This is a genomic window from Capnocytophaga canis, assembly GCF_000827555.1.
GTDB lineage: Bacteria > Bacteroidota > Bacteroidia > Flavobacteriales > Flavobacteriaceae > Capnocytophaga > Capnocytophaga canis.
The window spans coordinates 1-209 of the sequence record NZ_CDOI01000051.1 but is presented as its reverse complement, the minus strand read 5'-3'; the positions used below and the strand labels follow the sequence as shown (position 1 = coordinate 209).

Genomic DNA, 209 nt, shown 5'->3' with positions numbered 1-209 from the left:
ACCCAAGCGGAGTATAGCTTTACCGTAAACGAAAATAGCAGTCTTACCGCTGTTTTCGAGGAGGGTGTTTCTACTTACAAGGTAACGGCTAAGAGCAACAACACGGCTTGGGGTAGTGTATCCCCTGAAAATCAAACCCTTAATGCAGGTCAAACGGCAAAAGTAACAGCCACGCCCGTAGCACCCCATAAATTCAAACATTGGATAAA

Annotated in this window: 1 protein-coding gene; it reads left to right on the top strand. The window is 45.5% G+C overall.

Translation table 11 applies throughout. The features are described from left to right. Window positions 1-209, top strand: a 209-nt coding sequence (locus CCAND38_RS11785; protein ID WP_042343376.1) for an InlB B-repeat-containing protein, incomplete at both ends; no start/stop codon positions are given.